Below are 2,893 nucleotides of genomic sequence, written 5' to 3' on the forward strand. Positions count from 1 at the left end.
CTCCTCGCCCCTGACCGCCTTGACTTGCCTGACAAGATGTCCGGATACACCGAACGTTCTCTCAGGGGGAGTCCCGCGATGTCCGATCCGAACAACCCGTACGGCCAGCCCGCGCCGGACGGTTACGGCTACCCGCAACAGCCCCCGCCCGGCCCCGGCGGCTACGGCCAGCAGCCCGGCTACGGCTACCCGCAGCAGGGTTACCCCCAGCAGGGATACCCGCAGGGCGCCTACACCGGCGACCCCAACGCCCCGTACGGCTACGACATGTACGGCCGCCCGCTGTCGGACAAGTCCAAGGTCGTGGCCGGCGTGCTGCAGCTGCTGGTGGGCGGCCTGGGCATCGGGCGCTTCTACGTGGGCGACATCGGCATCGGCATCGCGCAGCTCCTCACCTGCGGCGGCTTCGGCATCTGGGCGCTGATCGACGGCATCCTCTTCCTGACGAGCAACGACCGCACCGACTCCCAGGGCCGGATCCTGCGCAGCTGAGGATGATGACCTCCGTGACCTGGAACCGCCTCAGGGCCGTGGCCGGACGACCGGCCACGGCCCCCGTGGCGTCGCTCGTCGCGGGCGCGGCGGGCGCCGCCTACCTGTGGGGCACCGACCCGCACCAGGAGGGGCACTGGCTGCCCCGATGCCCCTTCAACTTCCTGACGGGGCTGCTCTGTCCCGCCTGCGGCGCGACCCGCATGGTCTACGACCTGATGCACGGCGACCTGTCGGCCGCCTTCCACGACAACGCGCTGCTGCTCCTGGCGAGCCCCTTTCCCCTTTATCTGTACGCGCGGTGGGTGACGGAGGGGCTGCGCGGCCGTTCCTACCGCCCCACGCTCGGACGACGTGCGCAGATGGCGGTCCTGGGGATCGCCGTGGCCTGGGCCGTCGTACGCAACGCGGTTTGACAACGCGGTGATCACAGTTCCGTGACGGCTGTTCATCATCGGGACGGATGTCAATCATCTGATGTAAATATGTGGCCATCCGAGGCGGGGGGCCGGATCCTGAAGAAGCGTGCGCTCCTGCCTGTTCGTCCCCATTCGCGCAAGGAGCGACCTTCATGGCCACGCCCACCACTGACGCCCCGCACGGCTACGACGCGGCCGGCCGTCCGCTGTCCGACAAGTCGAAGATCACCGCTGGTCTTCTGCAGCTCTTCCTGGGCGGTCTGGGCATCGGGCGCTTCTACACCGGCCACACCGGCATGGCCATCGCCCAGCTCCTGACCTGCGGTGGCCTCGGCTTCTGGGCCCTGATCGACGCGATCCTCTTCTTCACCAGCAAGGACCGCACGGACTCCAAGGGCCGCGTCCTGCAGGGCTGATCCCCGCGACGCACCCCGGCGGCCCGCCTCCGCTCTCCGCTGCGGAGGCGGGCCGCCGCGTTCCCGCTCACACCGGCTCGATGAAGCCCTGTTCCACCAGCAGCCGGATCGCTTCCGGCGTACGGTCCCGCAGCACCACCGGGTCCTCGCCCAGCAACTGGGCAATGGCGTCCAGGATCCGACCGGCCGTCAGCGTCCCGTCGCAGACGCCCGCGAAGCCCGCGCCGACCGTGTCCACCCTCGTCGCGCGCCGCATACCGCGGTTCGCCCGCAGGACGACGTGCTCCGGGTCCTCGGCGCCTGGCAGGCCCACCTGCTCCTGCACCACCTCGTCCGCCAGCCTGAAGCGCTCGTCGAGCAGCGCCGCGTCGTCGTGGGCCCGCAGGAAGTCCTGGCGGCCGAACCAGGCCGCGATGTGCGGCCCGAGCGGCTGCTCGACCGGGTGCGGCCACTCCTCGGCGGTGACGACGGGACGGTCGGAGCCGCTCCTGCGCACGGTGATCCAGCCGAAGCCCACGGCCTTGGTCTTGCGCTGCTCGAAGGCGTCCAGCCACGCGTCGTAGCGGGCGGCGTACGCCTCGGGCCCGGCCAGGTGGTCACCGCCGTCGCGCAGCCACAGCTCCGCGTACTGCGTGACGTCCTGCACCTCGCGCTGCACGATCCACGCGTCGCAGCCCGCGGGTACCCAGGCGCCGACACGGTCGCGCCAGTCCTCGCCCTCGGCGTGCTCCCAGTTGGCGAGCAGTTGCAGGTGCCCGCCCTCGGTGAGGTGGTCGGCGGCCTGCCGGACGACGGTCCGGCACAGGTCGTCGCCGGCCATGCCGCCGTCGCGGTAGGTGAAGCGGCTGCCCGGGGAGATGACGAACGGCGGGTTGGACACGATCAGGTCGTAGCGCTCGTCGCCGACCGGCTCGAAGAGGCTGCCCTGCCGGACGTCCGGCTCGGGCGCGCCCGACAGGGCGAGGGTGAGCCGCGTGAAGTGCAGGGCGCGGGGGTTGAGGTCGGTCGCGGTGACCCGGGTGGCGTGCCGGGAGGCGTGCAGCGCCTGGACGCCGGAGCCGCTGCCGAGGTCCAGCGCCCGGGCCACGGGCGTGCGGACGGTGATCCCGGCGAGCGTGGTCGACGCACCGCCGACGCCGAGCACCAGGTCCGCGCGGTCCACGCCGGGCGTCGTGCGGATGCCGTTGGCGCCGCCCACCGCGCAGCCGAGGTCGGAGACGATGTACCAGTCCTCGCCGCCGTCGCCCCCGTAGGGGCGGACGTCCACGGTGGCGCGCACCTCGTCGCCGTCCCGGACGAGCCAGCCGTCCTCGAGGGCCGCGTCGAGGGGCAGCACGTCGCGCAGCCGGGCGTACGGGACCGGCTGCTGCAGCAGGAAGAGCCGCACCAGGCTCTCCAGCGGGCTGCCGCCGCGGGTGGCGCGCAGGGCGGGTACGGTCTCCGCCCGCGAGAGCGCGGCGTAGGCGGTCGCCCCGAGCAGGTCGAGGCAGCCGTCGGCCGTGAAGGCCGCGGCGCGCAGCGCGTCGCGGCCTTCACGGCCGACGGCTGCCTCGACCTGCTCGGGTC

The 2,893-nt window shown here is 72.5% G+C and carries 4 protein-coding genes; 3 read left to right on the forward strand and 1 reads right to left on the reverse strand.

The features are described 5' to 3' along the window. Nucleotides 1-78 precede the first annotated feature (78 nt). The 3 genes from PV341_RS44510 (at nt 79) to PV341_RS44520 (ending at nt 1,327) form a co-directional block, all read left to right on the forward strand. Nucleotides 79-492 carry a TM2 domain-containing protein gene (locus PV341_RS44510; protein WP_500332113.1) on the forward strand — a complete coding sequence of 138 codons (414 nt, stop codon included), beginning with the start codon at nt 79-81 and terminating at the stop codon, nt 490-492. A gap of 5 nt (nt 493-497) precedes the next feature. After that, a complete protein-coding gene (locus tag PV341_RS44515; RefSeq protein ID WP_499513079.1) occupies nt 498-908 on the forward strand; it encodes a DUF2752 domain-containing protein in 411 nt (136 codons plus the stop codon). 155 nt (nt 909-1,063) lie between these two features. Beyond that, the gene (locus PV341_RS44520; protein ID WP_499513078.1) at nt 1,064-1,327 is read left to right on the forward strand and encodes a TM2 domain-containing protein; all 264 of its coding nucleotides are present in this window, start codon (nt 1,064-1,066) and stop codon (nt 1,325-1,327) included. A gap of 67 nt (nt 1,328-1,394) precedes the next feature. Here PV341_RS44520 and PV341_RS44525 read toward each other — a convergent pair. After that, the coding region (locus PV341_RS44525) for a DUF7059 domain-containing protein (RefSeq protein ID WP_500360952.1) at nt 1,395-2,893 on the reverse strand (1,499 nt) is incomplete at its 5' end.

This window comes from Streptomyces sp. PA03-1a (assembly GCF_033792805.1).
GTDB lineage: Bacteria > Actinomycetota > Actinomycetes > Streptomycetales > Streptomycetaceae > Actinacidiphila.